At 59.0% G+C, this 17,938-nt stretch carries 16 protein-coding genes and 1 pseudogene; 8 read left to right on the top strand and 9 right to left on the bottom strand.

Annotated features, from left to right (window positions below):
* Nucleotides 1–55 precede the first annotated feature (55 nt).
* Together CU048_09320 and CU048_09315 are read left to right on the top strand one after the other, a co-directional pair.
* Complete coding sequence (locus CU048_09320; GenBank protein QBR71449.1) at nt 56–1,120, top strand: low specificity L-threonine aldolase; 1,065 nt, start codon at nt 56–58, stop codon at nt 1,118–1,120.
* 202 nt (nt 1,121–1,322) lie between these two features.
* Complete coding sequence (locus CU048_09315) at nt 1,323–1,934, top strand: hypothetical protein (GenBank protein ID QBR71448.1); 612 nt, start codon at nt 1,323–1,325, stop codon at nt 1,932–1,934.
* A gap of 93 nt (nt 1,935–2,027) precedes the next feature.
* On the opposite strand, the gene CU048_09310 is transcribed toward CU048_09315, so the two are convergent.
* Nucleotides 2,028–2,498: a molecular chaperone gene (locus CU048_09310; protein ID QBR71447.1), complete on the bottom strand. Its 471-nt coding sequence runs from the start codon at nt 2,496–2,498 to the stop codon at nt 2,028–2,030.
* Nucleotides 2,499–2,756: 258 nt separating this feature from the next.
* On the opposite strand from CU048_09310, the gene CU048_09305 reads away from it, so the two are divergent.
* Entirely contained in the window at nt 2,757–3,728 is a 972-nt protein-coding gene (locus tag CU048_09305; protein QBR71446.1) for an alpha/beta hydrolase, read from the top strand.
* 86 nt (nt 3,729–3,814) lie between these two features.
* On the opposite strand, the gene CU048_09300 is transcribed toward CU048_09305, so the two are convergent.
* Nucleotides 3,815–4,699 carry an alpha/beta hydrolase gene (locus tag CU048_09300; protein QBR71445.1) on the bottom strand — a complete coding sequence of 295 codons (885 nt, stop codon included), beginning with the start codon at nt 4,697–4,699 and terminating at the stop codon, nt 3,815–3,817.
* A gap of 189 nt (nt 4,700–4,888) precedes the next feature.
* Complete coding sequence (locus tag CU048_09295) at nt 4,889–5,128, bottom strand: hypothetical protein (protein ID QBR71444.1); 240 nt, start codon at nt 5,126–5,128, stop codon at nt 4,889–4,891.
* 294 nt (nt 5,129–5,422) lie between these two features.
* Between CU048_09295 and CU048_09290 the strand changes: the two genes are divergently transcribed.
* The 4 genes from CU048_09290 (at nt 5,423) to CU048_09275 (ending at nt 8,499) form a co-directional block, all read left to right on the top strand.
* Complete coding sequence (locus CU048_09290) at nt 5,423–6,013, top strand: LemA family protein (GenBank protein ID QBR72802.1); 591 nt, start codon at nt 5,423–5,425, stop codon at nt 6,011–6,013.
* Between the two features lie 17 nt (nt 6,014–6,030).
* Complete coding sequence (locus tag CU048_09285; protein QBR71443.1) at nt 6,031–6,855, top strand: hypothetical protein; 825 nt, start codon at nt 6,031–6,033, stop codon at nt 6,853–6,855.
* Entirely contained in the window at nt 6,855–7,469 is a 615-nt protein-coding gene (locus CU048_09280; protein ID QBR71442.1) for a hypothetical protein, read from the top strand. Before CU048_09285 ends, CU048_09280 begins: the two co-directional genes overlap by 1 nt.
* A gap of 112 nt (nt 7,470–7,581) precedes the next feature.
* A complete protein-coding gene (locus tag CU048_09275) occupies nt 7,582–8,499 on the top strand; it encodes an IS1595 family transposase (GenBank protein ID QBR71441.1) in 918 nt (305 codons plus the stop codon).
* Between the two features lie 191 nt (nt 8,500–8,690).
* Here the strand turns inward: CU048_09275 and CU048_09270 are convergent, their stop codons facing one another.
* Entirely contained in the window at nt 8,691–9,578 is an 888-nt protein-coding gene (locus tag CU048_09270) for a hypothetical protein (GenBank protein ID QBR71440.1), read from the bottom strand.
* A gap of 58 nt (nt 9,579–9,636) precedes the next feature.
* On the opposite strand from CU048_09270, the pseudogene CU048_09265 reads away from it, so the two are divergent.
* Nucleotides 9,637–9,764 (top strand): annotated as a pseudogene (locus tag CU048_09265) (Appr-1-p processing protein).
* Here the strand turns inward: CU048_09265 and treS are convergent.
* The 5 genes from treS to CU048_09240 all read right to left on the bottom strand — a co-directional run bounded on the left by treS (nt 9,761) and on the right by CU048_09240 (nt 17,869).
* Nucleotides 9,761–13,033 carry a maltose alpha-D-glucosyltransferase gene (gene treS / locus CU048_09260; protein ID QBR71439.1) on the bottom strand — a complete coding sequence of 1,091 codons (3,273 nt, stop codon included), beginning with the start codon at nt 13,031–13,033 and terminating at the stop codon, nt 9,761–9,763. The pseudogene CU048_09265 and the gene treS overlap by 4 nt on opposite strands.
* A 154-nt stretch (nt 13,034–13,187) precedes the next feature.
* Nucleotides 13,188–14,501 carry an AAA family ATPase gene (locus CU048_09255; GenBank protein ID QBR71438.1) on the bottom strand — a complete coding sequence of 438 codons (1,314 nt, stop codon included), beginning with the start codon at nt 14,499–14,501 and terminating at the stop codon, nt 13,188–13,190.
* Between the two features lie 42 nt (nt 14,502–14,543).
* Nucleotides 14,544–15,980: a serine protease gene (locus CU048_09250; protein QBR71437.1), complete on the bottom strand. Its 1,437-nt coding sequence runs from the start codon at nt 15,978–15,980 to the stop codon at nt 14,544–14,546.
* Between the two features lie 366 nt (nt 15,981–16,346).
* Entirely contained in the window at nt 16,347–16,766 is a 420-nt protein-coding gene (locus tag CU048_09245; protein QBR71436.1) for a 50S ribosomal protein L17, read from the bottom strand.
* A gap of 86 nt (nt 16,767–16,852) precedes the next feature.
* Nucleotides 16,853–17,869 carry a DNA-directed RNA polymerase subunit alpha gene (locus CU048_09240; protein ID QBR71435.1) on the bottom strand — a complete coding sequence of 339 codons (1,017 nt, stop codon included), beginning with the start codon at nt 17,867–17,869 and terminating at the stop codon, nt 16,853–16,855.
* Nucleotides 17,870–17,938 lie beyond the last annotated feature (69 nt).

Genomic DNA, 17,938 nt, shown 5'->3' with positions numbered 1-17,938 from the left:
TCCGCTCGACCTCCGTCCCGCAAATCTGTTAAGCTCTCGCTTGGCGTTGAGAACAATGAACTTCGCAAGCGATAATACCGTCGGAGCCAGCCAGGAAATACTCGACGCCATTATCGCCGCGAACGAAGGCTCGGATGCGGCTTATGGCTGCGACCTTCTGACCGCCAAGGCGATCCGCATTCTCGGCGAAGTTTTCGAACGCGAAGCCGCCTGTTTTTTTGTCCCTACTGGGACTGCCGCGAACGCCCTGGCCTTGAGCGCCATTTCGCCGCCTTATGGCGCGGTTTTCTGTCACAGCCGAGCCCACATCAACGAAGATGAATGCGGCGCGCCGGAAATGTTCACAGGTGGCGCCAAGCTCGTCGGCATCCCTGGCCACGCCGGGAAAATCGATCCGCGGGAATTTTCGGCAATCCTCAAGGGGTTTCCGCGCGGATTGGTGAAACAGGTCCAGCCGGCCGCCCTGTCGCTCTCGCAGGCGACCGAATGCGGGACCATCTATAGGCGCGAAGAACTCGCCGAACTTGCCGCGATCGCGCATGGCGCCGGCCTGATGGTCCACATGGACGGCGCGCGTTTCGCCAACGCCCTTGTCGCGTCCGGGTGTACGCCTGCCGAAATGAGCTGGAAGTCGGGGATCGACGTTTTATCCTTCGGCGCGACGAAGAATGGGGCGCTGGCGTGCGAGGCCGTGATCTTTTTCGACCCCGCGACGGCAGCGAGCCTTCCCTTTCAGCGTAAGCGGAGCGGTCATACCCTCTCAAAGGGACGGTTTTTCGGGGCGCAAATGATCGCCTATCTGGAAAATGGCCATTGGCTCGACCTTGCGGGGAGCGCGAACGCGCATGCCGGGCGTCTCGCCGAAGGCTTGGCCGCGGTTCCTGGGGTGCGCCTGGTTTGGCCGAGCGAGGCGAATGAAATTTTCGCGATCCTGCCCAATCGTGTCGATATGGCCCTGAAAGCCGCCGGCGTACTCTATTACGACTGGAACTTTCATGGTTTCGAAGCCGAAATCGGCAATCAAAACATGGACGAAGCGTTCGTCCGTCTGGTTACGTCTTTCGCGACCAAACCTTCCGACATTGAGCGCTTTTTGTCGATCGTATGGAGCGCCGCTTAGAGCGCTTCCCGATCAGATGGAATCATCTGATCGAAAAGGAATCGCTCAAGTTCAAGGAGTTGGAGCATGTTCTGATCGAAAAAGTCGGTCAACTTTTTCGGAACCTGCTCTAGCCAAACCCTTCTTGCCGCCGCCTCAATTCTCTCACGCTTCTCCCCGATACTTTGGAAGGGCTAACGAACGGGGCGAAGGAGCAGAGCGCATGATGCGCAGGAATTCGCCATGGCGACGGCGGGCCGCGGGTGCGGCCTTTGGTTTCGCGGCGATGATTTTCCAAACCCCGGTCCAAGCCCAATTCTACGGTGGATGGGGACCGTATTATCCTTTGCCCGGGCCGGCACCGCGCTATGCCTATCCGGAGGCAGAACAGCCGGGCGATCCGCCTATTCCGCCTGCCACGATCCGAAAATGGGTCTCGGAGATGGGGCTGCGCCTCGTTGCCGCCCCTCGCAAAAAGGGCCGCATCTATCTGGCGGAAACCGAAGACCCCCAGGGCCAGCGGCGCAGGGTCGTGTTTGATGCATTCGATGGAACAATCATCCAAAATGTTCCGCTGGGGGCTTGGCCGAAACCTGCCGCCTCCCTCGCTGCGCCAAACCCGGCCAAAGAAGCTCCGCCAGACTTGCCGAAGCCTCGACCCTCCGATCTTTCCGCCCAACCTTCGAGCAAACCGGCCCGCCAACCGGCCGCGACCGCCGGCAAGGTAAATCCGGAAGCGGCGGAAAAACCGGCAATACCCCAGGCCAAGCCTGAGCGCGCGCTGCCACCCAAAGGACGACCCGACGAAACCCCGTCGGATCCCATCCCGCTTTGAAGCAAAGTGAAGTTCAGACCAATAAAAAGGGCGCCTCGTTGGAGACGCCCTTTCCTCGACTAACCGGGCCTGGGAGAGACACCCGGAAAGCCGTTAGGCTGCCCTAAACGTCGCGATCGTGGGCTTTGCAGCTTCGGTTCCGATCGGAATCTGACGGGGCTTTTGGGCCTCTGGCAGCTCCCTCACAAGATCCACATGAAGCAAGCCGTTTTCAAGGCTTGCACCGGTCACTAGGACGTGATCGGCCAGCTGGAAGCGGCGCTCAAACGCGCGGGCGGCAATTCCCTGATAAAGAACCTCGGTCTTGGCGGCCTCGCTCCCTTCCCGGATTTCCCTCGAACCGCGAATGGTCAAGTTGTTTTCCTTGGTTTCGATCGAGAGATCTTTTTCGCCGAAGCCAGCGACCGCCACGGAAATCCGATACGCATTATCGCCGGTGCGCTCGATGTTGTAGGGCGGGTAGCTCGGCATGGTTTCGAGACCTGCGGCCTGATCAATCATATTGAACAGACGATCGAAGCCGATGGTCGAACGGTAAAGCGGTGACAGATCGAACTGACGCATCTCACTATCCTCCTTGATGAAGCGACACGAGTTGAAACAACCAAGTTCACGAAGCGGCACGAGACGAGTTATCCTGCAACCTTCGCCGCCGCTCCTACGCGGCCTCGCATGGCCCGCGCACAGCTGATGTGGGAACAGGGATTCGGTTTGCAAGAGGGGCGAGACAAGCAAATCTTCTCCCGTTAAAGTCCCCGGCGCGCAGGCCACGAACCGTGGCATTTCCCTCCGCGGCCAAGCCCCGAGCATCGAAGACTCCTTATGAATCTCTGTTCACTTCCCGAAAACCCTGCGCCCCCTGGGGGGGTCGTTTCGGCGCTGTCCACGCGGGATCACCGCGGCCTGCGGGCGGCGCGCTGGAGCTGCGGCGATGCTTGCGTTGGAACGGTCGCGATTTTGCCTGGCCGCGCCGAATTCATCGAAAAATACTTTGAAGTCATCGGCGAGCTGCTCAGCCGAAACTTCGACGTCGTCGCCCTGGATTGGCGCGGGCAAGGCCTTTCCAGCCGCCTCCTCGACAATCCCCGGAAGGGCCATGTCGCCACTTTTCAGGCCTATGACCTCGATCTCGACGCTTTGGTGGAGCAAATCCTGGAACCTTACTGCCCGCGCCCCTGGTTCGCGCTCGGCCATTCCATGGGGGCCGCCATTGCGCTTGCCGCGGCGCACACGGGGCGATCGCCCTTCGAACGCCTGGTCTTGACGGCGCCGATGGTCGATCTCTATGGGCTACGTTTCGGGACAAGCCTGCGGATTCTTGCGCGGTTGCTGGTTCTGCTCGGCCAGAGCCGCCGCTTTATGCCTGGAGGCAAACCGAAGCCCTATATGGCCGGCCCTTTCGAGGGGAATGTGTTGACTTCCGATCCAAGGCGCCATGTCCGCTCGGCGGCCGTCGTCGAGGCGGTGCCGGAGCTGGCCATCGGCGATCCGACGATCGGGTGGATCAATGCCGCCTTCCGGCTCATGCAGCGCTTCGAGGACGTCGAATATCCCCGCCGGATTTTGACCCCGACTTTGATCTTGGCGGCCGGCGACGACCGCGTGGTCGATACTGCCGCAGCCGAACTTTTCGCGAGCCGCCTCAAAGCCGGCAAATGCATCACTCTGCTGCGCGCACGGCATGAGATCCTGATGGAGCGCGACGCTTTTCGGGAACAGTTTTGGGCGGCGTTCGATGGGTTTCTTCCCGGCGAAGTCGCAATTGAGAAGGCCGCTGCCGCGCCCGCCGGCTAGAGCGCTTCCCGATCAGATGGAATCATCTGATCGAAAAAGTCGGTCAACTTTTTTGGAACAGGCTCTAATCGCCCGGAACCGCTCTTTCACTTACCTGAAGTTGAGAAGAAATCCTTCAGGGCCTGGGTCACGAGTGTCGGTTCCTCGTGCTGCAGCCAATGGCCCGCCCCGGGAACCAGGGTCAATTCGCCCTTCGGGCAATATCGCAAACTGAGTTCGGCCATTGCGCTTTCCAGGAAACGATCTTTCTTTCCCCATAAAATCTTGACGGGAATGTCGATCGTCGGCCTGCTGCGTGCACCCTCGCGCTTATTTTTGCTTTTGGCGCGCAGCCCGCGATACCAGTTAACCATGCCCGTCAGCGCGCCAGGTTGGCGCCACGCTTCGCGATAATGTTTGAGATCCTGTTCGGAGAAGGTGCCCGGACGGCTGGTGATCTTCGCCGTCAAGGCCAGGAGCCAAAAATTTGCGAGCCCGAGCAGAAATTCCGGCAGCCAAGGCAGCTGCAGAAACAACATATACGAACTGCGCAAAAGCTGCGTCGGATGGGCGCGGATATAGTCCACCATCACGCGGGGATGCGGTGCGTTCAAAATCGCCACACGCTCGAGGCGCTCGGGCCGGGATAGGGCGCAGCCCCAAGCGACGGCGCCGCCCCAATCATGGCCGACCAGCGAGAAACGCGGGCGGGAAAGCTGGTCTGCAATCGCGAACACGTCACCGGTCAGGCGGGAGATTTCATACGCCTGCCAATCCTGCGGTTTGCTGCTCAGATTATAGCCGCGTTGATCGGGAACGACGACGCGAAAGCCGGCTTCGGCAAGCGGCAGGATCTGTGCGTGCCAGCCGTACCAGAATTCGGGAAAGCCATGCAGGAGAATGAGCAAGGGGCCGTCTTGCGGGCCCGCGGCGACCGCGTGGATCGAAACATCGGACAATTGAAACGTCAGATGACTGAGCTTGGGGTTCATCGGGCTATACGAATCCCTGTTCGGCTTGGATCGAGATTGGCCCAGGCGTCCGATGCGAATGGCGAGTCTCGCCCAATCAGTATTAGAATGAGGCTCCGTTCATGGCAAATAAGCGTCGAGGCGGGACGGTTTGGTGCGTCCCGCCTCGATCATGCCTGCAAACTAACCCGCCCTGAATTCAGGCCTGCATCACCATCTGCGATGCCAGCGGTGCCAACGGTGCCACCTATGCCAGCGATGCCACCTATGCCAATAGGCCTTTTCGACATGGTTGACCGAATCGCCGCGCGCAATGCCCGGGGCGACCTGCGGCATGGAGGAGGCGGTTGCAGCAGGGAGCGCCACTGCCGCGAACGCCAGGGCGCCCGCCAAGAAGGTTGCTTTCATCGTCATCAGAGTCTCACTTCCGTAGGTTATCTCGCCGGCCATTCGACGAGCAGCCCAGCCGAAAAGCGCCGCCTCGATCGGCGGCGCTTTACCCCAGCGAAATTAGGGCCTTGTGTTTCTAAAACAAGACGATTGAACGTATATATTAAAAAGTTCGGTAAACGGCGCCGATGGCCTGCGCCGTAATTTGATCTTTGAGTCTTGGGCGATATGCGCGTCCACGGAGTTTTGCTTAATGCACGCGAACCGATTAACTTCGTCACGCTGGAGGGCTTGCCTATGAATTTTTCGATCAATGCATCTCAAGATACGCTGCCACTGTCTCGCGCGAATCGGATGTTTGCGAGCTTGCGCGCTGTTTTCGTCCTGGCGATCTTGGGCGTCTGCGTTTCCGGCTGCGGCTATAATACGATTCCGACGCTCGAGGAGCAGGCCAAGGCCAAATGGGCCGATGTCCAAAATCAATATCAACGGCGTGCCGACCTCATTCCCAATCTGGTGGCCACGGTGCAGGGCTATGCCAAGCAGGAAAAGGATGTGTTGACCTCGGTGATCGAAGCGCGGGCCAAGGCGACTTCGGTCAAGATCGACGCCTCGCAATTGACCGATCCGGAAAAGGTCCAGCAGTTCCAGCAGGCCCAATCCCAATTGTCCGGCGCGCTCGGCCGTTTGCTTGCGGTCAGCGAAAATTATCCCGACTTGAAATCAAATCAGAATTTCCTCGCGTTGCAGTCGCAGCTCGAAGGCACGGAAAATAGAATTTCCGTCGCCCGGCGCGACTATATCGAAGCGGTCCGCGCTTATAATCTGAGCCTCAAGACGTTCCCGACCCTGCTTTGGGCGGCGACGTTGTTTCGTGCCAACAAGCCCATGGCGGAGTTCGCCGCCAGCGAATCGGCGCAGACGCCGCCGCAAGTCAAATTTTGACGGCGGAGTTTCCGGGCATGCCCCCGGCGGGGGCTTACGATCTGGCTCGGGTTTGGCGGCGCGGCCGGTTGGGTCCCGGCCATGCGCTCCCTGTCGTGGCCGCAACAAGCCTTATCGCGGCGCTGCTCTTGGTGCTCGCCTTCGTCGGCGCGGGTCTCGCCTATAATTTTCCGCCGCTGACGGGTCGGGTGGTCGATCAGGCCAATGTCATTCCGGAAGCCGTGGCCGAGACGCTTACCCAAAAGCTCGCCGCGCTCGAAGCCAAGTCCGGCATCCAGCTTGTCGTCGCTACCGTGACATCGCTCGAAGGCGACGAGATCGAGCCCTACGCCAACGCTCTGTTTCGCGCCTGGGGCCTCGGCGAGAAAGACAAGAACAATGGTGTGCTCGTTCTGGTTGCGCCGCAACAGCACAAGGTGCGGATCGAGGTCGGCTACGGCCTCGAAGGCACGCTGACCGACGCGCTGTCCAAGATCATCATCACCAATGCGATGACCCCCCGTTTCAAAACGGGCGATTATGGCGGCGGCCTTGAGCGCGGCGTCGATGACATCATCACGGTTTTGACGACGGATTCCGCCGAATGGGGAAAGCGCCCGGACCTACGCATCGTCAATGACCAGGAGTCGACGACGGACGGCATCGCTCCGTTGATTGCGATTGGACTCTTTCTGCTTTTGATATTCATGCTTCTGCCGCGCGGGATTCGCGGCGATGTTTTCTCCTTCTTGCTCGGGATGCTCATGAGCTCCGGCGGAAGTTCCGGAGGGGGCAGTTCCGGGGGCGGCTGGTCCGGCGGCGGCGGGTCGTCGGGCGGTGGCGGAGCCTCAGGGAGTTGGTGATGGCGAATTTGTCGGCGGAAGACCAAAGTCGCATCGGCGCCGCGATCAAAGCTGCCGAGGCCGGAACCGCGGGCGAAATCGTCTGCGTGCTGGCGCGCTCGTCGTCCGATTCACGAACCTACGCAACGGCCTGGTCGGCCCTCCTCGCCTTGATCGCTCCCTGGATTCTGCTCGCCGTCACAAACCTTTCGGTGCGGGGAATCTTTTTGGCGCAGATTGTCATTTTCGTGGTGCTCTTTTTAGTCCTGACCGAAACGCCGTTGGGCCGAATTCTCGTCCCGCGCCGCATTCGCCGGGCCGAGGCGCATCGCGCCGCGACGGAGCAATTCATGATCCGTGGCATGGCGCGCAAACAGAATCGTGCGGCCGTCCTGATCTTCGTTTCGCTGGCCGAACATTACGTGCGGATAGTCGCCGACGAGGGCATCGCGTCCAAAGTCGATCCAACGGTTTGGCAGGATGCGGTCGATGCTTTGCGCGGCCATATCAGCGAAGGGGCAATCGCAGAAGGCTTCGTGATCGCGGTCGAGAAATGCGGCCGGGTTCTGGCCGAACATTTTCCGCCCAAGGGCGAAGGCGAGGACGCGCTGCCGGACCGGATTTATCTGATTTGAGAAAAATTATACGTGACAATTTGTTCATTATTTGTTCTCTAAACAACGGGGCGATATTATACTTGACGTAGCACAGCGATTGGAGTAGTTTGATTCCATTGAGGAGTCAGCCATGTCATCCGTCCTTTCGGACAAACATTTCCACGGTGAGCGCGCCGCCTATGCCTATGTTGAGGCTCGGGTTTGGCCGAATGGGCCAACTTGCCCTCATTGTGGAAATGCCGATGCGTCGCGCATGAAATTGATGGCTGGCAAGTCTACCCGTCTGGGCGTCCGCCAGTGCAATGAGTGCCGCAAGCCCTTTACCGTGAAGGTTGGAACCATCTTTGAGTCCAGCCATGTTCCGCTGCGCCTTTGGTTGCAGGCGATGCACCTCATGACCTCCAGCAAGAAGGGCATTATCTCTAACCAGCTTCACCGTACCCTTGGCGTAACTCTCAAAACCGCATGGTTTATGTCGCACCGCATCCGCACTGCCATGCAAACCGTCGGGCTTGAGCCAATGGGCGGCGCTGGCGAGATTGTGGAAGTCGACGAAACCTTTATCGGCCGCGTTGAAGGCCAGCCCAAGCGCAAGGCAGGTGCCGGTCATAAGAACGCAGTCTTAACCCTTCTTCAGCGCAACGGCAGTTCCCGCAGTTTTCATATCGATAGCACTCGCGTTGCGGACATTGCACCGATTGTGCGCGCGAATGTCGTTCGCGAAACTGCGTTGATGACTGATGAAGCCAATTGTTATCGCGAGGTCGGGGGAGAATTCGCAAGCCATGAAACTGTCAATCACAGCGCCGATGAATATGTGCGCGGCACCGTGACTACAAACACTGTTGAAGGCTTTTTCTCCATTTTCAAACGGGGCATGAAAGGCGTATATCAGCATTGTGGTGAGCGCCATTTGCATCGCTATCTTGCGGAATTCGACTTCCGCTACAGCAATCGCGTTCGTCTTGGCTGTGACGATGTAGAGCGCGCGGATCGCGCTCTCAAAGGCGTTGTCGGTAAGAGGCTCACCTACCGAACGACTCATTAGCGAGCGCCCCTATGGCAAAAGCCGCAAAACCAAAACCAACGGCAAAGCCGAAACCTAAGTTCACTGACAAAGCCCAATCCGAGCGGTTTATAGAGACCGCTCGAAAGCTTGGCGTTGAAGAGGTTGGTCAGCCATTCGAGAATGCCTTTGCGAAAATAGTGCCCCCACGATCAAAGATGCCTAACCGCTAGTTACTCTTGGAGCCATTTGGCCAGAGCGCCCATAAATTCCTTGGTATGATTAAATATGCTTAGCGCCTGATTAGCATCATAACGAGATCGATTGTGCGAGACATGGTTGCGCCAAGCATCTTTGAAATAAGTGAACTGCACAGCGGCTTCAGACAATTGTTGCAATCTTTGACTTTTAGTAGCTCCGGACGGAAGTGTTTTCCCAATCTTCTTCACTTCTGACTCAATTTGATCGATCACATTTTGCCAGTTTTGCACGTCAAACGCTATACCCACATCAGCCGCCATAACCCGAAGGCCAGTTTCAAGAATCCTCATGCAATGAAAAACGCATGCGGTATTTCGCCCAATTGCGAAACACTTTGACGCTTCGCCAATATCGACTTCCGATGAATGGAATGCGCCGATTGTTTCCTTACCAAACGGCTGCGTTTCACGAAAATAATGCGCCTCCTCTGGAGTTAAGTAGACAAAAAACCGATCATTCAATTCATTCGTTAACTTCAGTCGAAATTCTTTTAACCGACCGGCCATCTCTTTAGCTGTCCAAATATGGGCATTGTTCCATATGTGCTGAACTTCCGTCTGAGCCACGGTCAAAGCGAGTGGACTTAGCTCGACTTGAAGCGGGCCTATGTGCGCCCATAGCCACTTTCGGCCGTCCGCGCTAAGCCGCTCGTTTGGGGAGTTTGAAGGCGTCAACCGCATCGTTAGCGCAGAGCCATCAACCGGTGGGGAACCTCCGATTGGCGCTCCAGTCGAGAGTAATTCTTCGAAATCCTCAATGTGGCGCATTCGTAAGATAAGCAATCGAACATCGAAATGAATCATTATATCCCATAGGCTCCACAGCCTACCGGGCGCGAATCCCTCGGCGTCGGCGCTCATCTTAGCACCCCCTTGCGATTTGTGCTACGTCAAGTATAATATCGCCAACAACGGGCCGCCGACAAATAGATATCAAAACGTTGCCAAACGAACTGGTGTTGAAAAGCTAACGCCCGCGCGCTCGTCGCTGAGCTTGTGCGGCGTTATTGGATTTTAGGCATAGAGTGCTCTCTACTGGAGGTTCAATCTGAACCTCGCTCAGGGAACCTTGCCATGCGGTCCAGTATCGCAATGACCCCTTCGATCGGCGTGTCCAGCCACTCCGGGCGGAATTGCCCCTGGTGATCAATTTCCTCAAGGGCTTCGGCAAGCAGATAGAGGACAAGGAGGCGAACCCGGGTTTCCTTATCCTCGATCCAAATCGGACTGTCGCGGGCAGCATCCATATAAGACCGGATGAAAATTTGCGAGAATTCGACCAGTTCCTCGCGCAGCCCCGCCGCCGCCAGCGTCGAATCCGGCACGCGCCCCGCGAGATCACGTTTAGCGGCGGCGACCGCTTGCGCAAAGGAACGCAGCATGACCGCGACATCCCGCAAGGGCGAGGCCTTGGCGCGTCTCTGGTAGAGGCTGGCCGAAGGCGAATCCGCAAAATCGACCATGATGACATCATCCTTCACGACAAGGAGCCGATCGAGCCGATAATCGCCGTGAATGCGGATCTTGATCGCGCCTTGCGGCTCTTGCGCGAGCTCGTCGATCAGGCCGAAACATTCCTGGCGTCTGGCCAAGAGGCGTTCGGCGGTCGCGCGCGTTTGCTTGCTGGTCTCCGGGCCGATCTTTCGCAACCGCGCAAAAGCGCGCTTGGCGAGGGCCCTCGCCTCGTCCGCGCTCTGACGCACATCGTCGAGGGTCAGCGGCTCGGCTTTGAATCCCGGATCGGCGGTGGGCGTTGCCAGCGCCTTATGCATTTCGGCGGTGCGCATGCCGAGCCGCTGCATGTGCGGCACATAAGTTCCAAATCCTTCATGAGTCGCGTGCTCGTCCTGTCCGGGCGTCAGTGCGGCATCTTCCAAAATGCGCTTCAACGCTTCGAGGGTCCAGGTCCAGGCATCGCCTTGGTTGCGCATATAGGTTTGGAGAATCGCCAGGACCGTGTGATTGTCGGCGTCGTCGACATATTCGATGACCCCAAGAACGGGAGGAGAATTGGCAAACTGCGCCACATCGGTCAGAAAGCGCAAAACCTCAACCTCCGGATCGCCACCGCTGTGCAGCCTGTGATGAATTTTCAGCATCATCTGGCTGGCAATGACGAGCGAGGAATTGCGTTTTCCGGCCCCGATTCGTTGGACATTCGTGGCATCGATGAGGGGCTCATCGCCAAGGCGAGGCGTCGGCGAGAAAATAATTTCCCGCCCGTGAATCGTGCGCAGCCTCTCGTCGCGCCGCAACGCCGCCAGTAGGCTCGCGGCGAAACCTTCGCAGGCGTCGGCCTCGTAGAGCACGCCGGTCATCGCACCGCGGCGTAGCCTCGCGGCGGCGTAGGCCGCGGCCGGTCCGTGCTCCGTTTCGGCCTCGGCGGCAAGCGGTGCGAAATAACTTTCGACCCGGCCGTTTGGCAATTTGACGTCCAGGAGCGGGAGAACGAAACGACTCTGTCCGCCGTCCCGAAGCACCGCGAAATCCTTGACGGAAACTCCGCTGATCGGGGTCTCGCTGAACCAGCGCCGCGAGGCCAGGAACCGCGGCGCGACATTGGTTTCGAACGCAACAAGCTCCCGCCCCGACAGAATGGTTTCGAGCTTGCCGGTCGCAACCAGGGTAAAAAGCCCCGGTGTCGGTTGCTGATTTTCGAGTTCTTTATTCGCCTCCGCGGATTCGAGCTTGAACCAGAAGAATCCATAAGATGGCAAAGTCAGAAGATAGGATCGTGAATTGATCGCCGGAAACACGCTCCCGGCCGTGAGCTCCATCGGAATCGCATCCTTGAACTCGGCTAGATCGAGTTCCACGGCCTGCGGCGCTCGCGATACATTGGCGACACAAAGGATCCGTTCGTTCGGGGTCTCCCGCAGATAGGCCAAGACTTTTCGGTTGGCCGGATAAAGGAACCGCAGGGTGCCTCGCCCGAACGAGAGATGCGAACGCCGGACGGCAATCATGCGCCGCATCCAAGTGAGCAAGCTCGAGGGGCTCGCGAGCTGGGCCTCGACGTTGACGGCGCCGAAACCGTAGACGGGATCCTGAATTGCCGGCAGGAACAGCTTGGCGGGGTCCGCGCGACTGAACCCGCCATTGCGATCGAGCGACCATTGCATCGGCGTTCGCACCCCATCGCGATCGCCGAGATAAATATTGTCGCCCATGCCGATTTCATCGCCATAATAGATGACCGGCGTGCCTGGCATGGACAACAGCAGCGAATTCAACAATTCGATCTTGCGGCGATCGTTTTCGAGCAAGGGCGCCAGGCGCCGGCGGATGCCGAGATTGATTCTCGCCCGAGGATCGGCGGCATAAAAGGACCACAGATAATCGCGTTCCTTGTCGGTCACCATGGCAAGCGTCATCTCGTCATGGTTCCGCAGAAAGATCGCCCATTGGGCATTTTCGGGAATCTCTGGCGTCTGCCGCATAATGTCGGTGATCGGATGACGGTCTTCCTGCGCCAGCGCCATATAAATGCGCGGCATGAGCGGGAAGTGGAACGCCATGTGGCATTCATCGCCCTCGCCGAAATATTGCGCCGTCTCCTCCGGCCAGAGATTAGCCTCCGCGAGGAGCATACGATCCGGATAACGGGCATCGACTGCCGCTCTGATTTTCTTGATGACCCCATGTGTCTCGGGAAGATTTTCGCAGCTCGTGCCCTCGCGTTCGACCAGATAGGGGATGGCGTCCAGCCGCAGACCGTCGACGCCCATGTCGAGCCAATAGGCCATCACGTCGAGCACGGCCTCGATAACCCGCGGATTGTCAAAATTCAGGTCCGGCTGATGCGCGTAAAAGCGATGCCAATAAAACGCCTGCGCTTGGTCATCCCAGGTCCAGTTCGATTTTTCCGTGTCCAGGAAAATGATCGGCGCGTCCCTGTACTCCACGTCCGTGTTCGACCAGACATAGAAATTTCGTGCCGCCGAACCGGGCTTCGCGGCGCGCGCGCGTTTGAACCAAGGATGCTGATCGGAAGTATGGTTGATCACGAGTTCGGTGATGACTCGCAGTCCCCGCTCATGCGCGGCGCGCACGAACAGCTTGAAATCCCGCTGGCTTCCATAAGCCGGATTGATCCCGCGATAATAGGAGATGTCGTATCCGTCGTCGCGCAGCGGCGACGGATAGAACGGCATGACCCAAATCGCGGTCACCCCGAGTTCCTTGATATAGTCCAGCTTTTGGGTCAGGCCGCCGAAATCGCCGATGCCGTCATTGTTGGCGTCGAAGAACGATTTGACGTGCAGCTGATAGATAATCGCGTCCCGGTACCACCGCACGTCATTGCGATCAATCATGCCGCTGGACTCCGGTCACCGGCGGCAGCCGGATTTGACGACAGGGACGAGGGTGGACCATTCGCGTAACCTGTTGCGCATGAACTGCCGGTGAACAGCAAGGACGGCGTTCAGCCATCCACCGCTCGGCGCGAGCGAAGCACAGGCCGCACTGTCAATTTGGATCGTTTCGCACTTTCCGGAGCTTGGCCCAATGGTCAAGCCGCGCCCGCAGCTCTTGCTCGAAGCCCTGGCCCACCGGACGATAGAGCTTTTGCCGCCCGAGCGCTTCGGGCCAATAATTCTGACCCGAAAAACCCTCGGGCTCATCATGATCATAGGCATAGTCGGCGCCATAGCCTTCATTTTTCATGAGTTTGGTCGGTGCGTTGAGAATCGTTTTGGGCGGCATCAACGAGCCATGCTCCTTGGCCAGCCGTGTGGCAGCCTTGAAGGCAACATAGGCGGCGTTCGATTTCGGCGCGGTCGCGACATAGATCACCGCGGTGGCGATCGCAAGCTCGCCTTCCGGGGAACCCAGGAAATCATAGGCATCCTTGGCCGCGTTAGCGATGACGAGCGCCTGCGGATCGGCAAGGCCAATATCCTCAACCGCCATCCGCACCACCCTCCTTGCGATGAACAGCGGATCTTCACCGCCATCCAGCATCCGCGCCAGATAATAGAGGGACGCATCGGGGTCGGAACCCCGCACGGATTTATGCAGCGCGCTGATGAGATTGTAGTGACCTTCCTGCGACTTGTCGTAGATCGGAGCGCGCCGCTGCACGATCGCCGCCAGCGTGGACGCATCAAAAATCTCGTCCGGCTTGGCGGCGCGCCAAACTTCCTCCGCAAGGCTCAAGGCGGCCCGACCATCACCGTCCGCCATCCGGATCAGCGCGGTGCGGGCGGCGGAATCGAGCGGCAATACTCTGCCTTCCGACGTTTCAGCGCGACCGAGCAGCTTCTCGATCGCCGCCTCGTCGAGCGCATGAAAAATCATGACGCGGGCGCGAGACAGCAACGAAGCATTCAGTTCGAAGCTCGGATTTTCGGTTGTGGCGCCGACGAGGGTGATGGTGCCATCTTCCATCACCGGCAGGAAACTATCCTGTTGCGCCCGATTGAAACGATGCACTTCGTCGACGAAAAGCAAGGTTCCTTGACCGGTTTTTCGACGGCCGCGCGCCTCTTCGAACACCTTTTTAAGTTCGGCGACGCCCGAAAAAATAGCCGAGATCTGCACGAAAGCGAGCTTGGTTTCTCGCGCGAGCAGGCGCGCGACGGTCGTTTTGCCGGTTCCCGGAGGCCCCCAGAAAATAAGGCTGCCTAAACTGCCGGACGCAATGAGCCGGCTGAGGGCGCCTTCGGGCCCCAAAAGATGATCCTGGCCGGCCACATCGGCGAGGCTTTGCGGACGCAGCCGGTCGGCCAGCGGATGCGGCGCGTCCTTTTCAAGATTGGCGGCGGCAAAAAGATCGGTCATGTCGCCTAGCTCATCTTTGCAAAGGCGGGCCGCCTTCGGGCATCAACCGCCGATCATGGTGGTAATAACCTCGCCGCCGCGCCCGATCGCCAATTTCCAAACCCGGTGACTGGCGCGCACCGCCGTCTCGAGATCCCGCGTCGTCGCGATCGTGCCATCGTTGACCGACAAGATCACGTCGCCCTTTTGGAAATTGACGGCGGCGGCCGACGAGCCGTCTTCCACCTCGACGATCACGACGCCGTCGCTCACGCCGCGGATGGACATTTCCTCCAAGACTGCGGGCGAGAGATTGACCACCGTTGCACCCGAAAAAGGCGATGGGCCCTTGAGCTTGACCGGATCGCGCGCGGGAACCTCCGGGGCGGGCGTCAACTTGACCGACGCTGCCCCGGGTTTTCCGTTGCGCAGATAGCTGAGGGAGGCAACGCCCCCAAGCGACTTTGTCGCCATCCGATAGCCGAGACTCTCGGGATCGTCGATGTTCTGCCCGTCGATGGCGACGATGAGATCGCCGCGCCGCAGGCCTGCTTCAACGGCGGGGCCGCCGGCAGACAGATCGGTGACAAGAGCTCCCGATGGCCGGTCAAGGCCAAGCGAATCGGCGATTTCCCGCGACACGACCTGGAGGCTGGCGCCAAGCCAGGGACGATGGACTCGGTTTCCTCCGCCCTTGGCGGCGGTGATCACGATTTTCACCATATTGACCGGGATCGCGAAGCCGATTCCGATCGAGCTTCCGGTTTGAGAAAAGATCGCCGAATTGATCCCAGCCAGCCGGGACCGCATATCGACCAGAGCGCCGCCCGAATTGCCGGGATTGATCGCGGCATCGGTCTGAATGAAAAACCCATAATCGGAAATGCCGACCTGCGTGCGGGCCAGCGCCGAAACGATACCCTGCGTGACCGTTTGCCCGACTCCAAACGGATCGCCGATGGCAAGGACGATGTCGCCCACTTCCAGCGCGTCGGAGTCGCCGAGTTCCATCACCGGGAAGCTTCCGCCTCCCTTCAACCGCAGAACCACGAGATCGGTCCGCTGATCCCGCAAGATGATCTCGGCATCGAACTCACGCTTGTCGGCGAGCGCCACCTTGACGTCGGTCATGCCTTCGATGACGTGATAATTGGTGACCACGAGCCCGCTCGGATCGACGAGGACGCCAGAGCCGAGCGAGCGAGCCGTCGGGCCGCCTGGCCTGCCATTTCCGCCCTCGCCGAAGAAACGGCGAAAAACCGGATCGTCGAAAAGCGGACTGCGCGGCCGCTTCTCCGTGCGCGAGGCATAGACATTGACGACCGCGGGTTGCGCTTTCTTGAGAACCGGGGCGAAGGACAACAGAACGTCGCCTTGAGTCTGCGGGACCTGCCGCACCGGTTCGGCTCGCGAGGGTCCGGCGAGGAACAGAACCGACAGAATCGACGCCATTTTCGCCGCGCGAATTAAAACAAGTTTCGATTCCATGGATTTTCTCATAACACCGCTTCAACCGGCTTGGGCGACAGGGGTTTGACGGCTACGTTAAAAAGGTTTCGTTGAATCGATAATTGCGCGGGGAGCGGAGCGCTTGAGGGCAAAACACCGCCCCTTGAGACGAGCGGCCTAAAGGTATCGGATCAGGCGGCAAGGGCAAGAGGCTTGCCCGAGATTTTAGAGCTGGTTCCCCACCCTTTGGGATGCCGAGGGGCGGACATCTCGCCCCGGCATCAAGGTAAGCTCGGCATTCAACCGCGCCGGCCAGGGAAGCGCGACAGCGCATCGCGCGAGCTATCTTGTGCGGGGGGGGGGCGAAGCTCGCCCGGCATTGGCCCCGGCGAGCTGCGGTCGCGCCGCAGCGCGGGATTATTCCGTGGTCTCTTCCTCGCGAACCTGGACGGGACCGGAATCCTGCCCCTTCGCGTCGACATCCCGGTCGACGAATTCGATCACAGCCATGGCCGCGTTATCGCCATAGCGGAACCCCGCCTTCAAGACCCGCGTGTAGCCGCCGTGCCGGTCCTTGTAGCGTGGGCCCAGAACCGAGAAAAGCTTGCCGGCCAGCACAGGATCCTTGATTTGCGCAATGGCCTGTCGGCGTGCATGCAGATCGCCGCGCTTGCCAAGAGTGACCAGCTTTTCGACAATCGGCCGCAAGTCCTTTGCCTTGGGAAGCGTGGTGACGATCTGTTCATGCTTGATCAAAGCTTGGCACATATTGGCGAACATCGCTTTGCGATGTTCGTGGGTGCGGCCGAAGCGGCGCTTGGCGTGTCCGTGATACATGGCGTTCTCCGTTGTTTGCGGCCGCCGTGCCAAGGTACGGCCGGTTCCAATCCTTCCTTTATGTAAGGAAGGGAGGGATTATCAGATCAATAATGTTCCTCGAACCGCTTGGCGAGTTCGTCGATATTATCCGGCGGCCAACCGCTGACTTCCATGCCGAGGTGGAGGCCCATTTGCGCCAGCACTTCCTTGATCTCGTTGAGCGATTTACGCCCAAAGTTCGGCGTGCGGAGCATTTCCGCTTCGCTCTTTTGGATCAGGTCTCCGATGTAGACGATATTGTCGTTCTTCAGGCAATTCGCCGAGCGAACCGACAGTTCGAGTTCGTCGACCTTCTTGAGCAACGCGGGATTGAACGCGAGTTCGGGGATCGAAGGCGTTGCCTCGACGCGGTGCGGCTCCTCGAAATTCACGAAGACATTCAGTTGATCCTGTAAGATGCGCGCCGAGAAGGCGATCGCATCTTCGGGAGACAGCGAGCCATTGGTCTCGACCTGCATGGTTAGCTTGTCGTAATCGAGAATTTGGCCTTCGCGCGTATTCTCGATGCGGTAGCTCACCTTTTTGACCGGCGAGTAGAGACTGTCGATCGGGATCAGACCAATCGGCGCGTCTTCCGCCCTGTTGCGATCCGCGGCGACGTAGCCTTTGCCTGTGTTGACCGTGAACTCCATGCGGATTTCCGCCCCTTCGTCGAGGGTGCAAATCACCAGATCGGGGTTCAAAATTGAAATATCGCCGGTGGTGCCGATATCAGAGGCAGTGACCTTGCCGGGACCTTGCTTCTTCAAGACCATGCGCTTGGGTCCGTCGCCCGGCATCCGCAGCGCGATGTCCTTGATGTTGAGAACGATGTCGGTCACGTCCTCACGCACGCCGGGGATCGACGAGAATTCATGCAGGACGCCGTCGATTTGCACCGAAGTGATCGCCGCGCCTTGCAGCGACGACAAGAGAATACGACGCAAGGAATTGCCCAAAGTGAGGCCAAAGCCGCGCTCGAGCGGCTCCGCAACGATCGTCGCCATGCGCTTTGGATCATCGCCCGATACGACTTCGAGCTTGCTTGGCTTGATAAGCTCCTGCCAATTCTTCTGAATCACGACCGGACCTTTCTTTCGATGCTAAAGGCGCAAAAGGCGCCCACCGGCCCTTGGGGCCGAAAATATCTA

The sequence above is a fragment of the Beijerinckiaceae bacterium genome, assembly GCA_004564215.1.
Taxonomy (GTDB): domain Bacteria; phylum Pseudomonadota; class Alphaproteobacteria; order Rhizobiales; family Beijerinckiaceae; genus Methylocapsa.
Note: the sequence above shows the minus strand (reverse complement) of the source record. Positions and strands in the feature narration are given on the sequence as shown.